The sequence below is a fragment of the Microbispora bryophytorum genome (assembly GCF_006874465.1).
In the GTDB taxonomy this organism is placed as follows: Bacteria; Actinomycetota; Actinomycetes; order Streptosporangiales; family Streptosporangiaceae; genus Microbispora; species Microbispora bryophytorum.
Genome location: NZ_VIRL01000096.1, coordinates 1 through 465, shown reverse-complemented (window position 1 = coordinate 465; position 465 = coordinate 1). Strand labels below are relative to the sequence as shown.

Genomic DNA, 465 nt, shown 5'->3' with positions numbered 1-465 from the left:
CCTACGGGGGGCAGCAGTAGGGAATCTTTCACAATGAACGAAAGTTTGATGAAGCAACGCCGCGTGAATGAAGAAGGGTTTCGGCTCGTAAAATTCTGTTGTTGGAGAAGAACGTACTTAGTAGGAAATGGCTGGGTAGTGACGGTATCTGATTAGAAAGTCACGGCTAACTACGTGCCAGCAGCCGCGGTAATACGTAGGTTGCAAGCGTTATCCGGATTTATTGGGCGTAAAGCGAGCGCAGGTGGTCATCTAAGTCCGATGTGAAAGCCTTCGGCTTAACCGAAGAAGTGCATAGGAAACTAGATGACTTGAGTACAGAAGAGGACAGTAGAACTCCATGAGTAGCGGTGAAATGCGTAGATTTATGGAAGAATACCAGTGGCGAAGGCGGCTGTCTGGTCTGTCACTGACGCTGAGGCTCGAAAGCGTGGGTAGCAAACAGGATTAGATACCCCAGTAGTC

The 465-nt window shown here is 49.0% G+C and carries 1 rRNA gene; it reads left to right on the top strand.

Going from position 1 to position 465, the window contains the following annotated elements:
* Positions 1–465, top strand: a 16S ribosomal RNA gene (locus tag FLX07_RS36000); the annotation flags it as partial.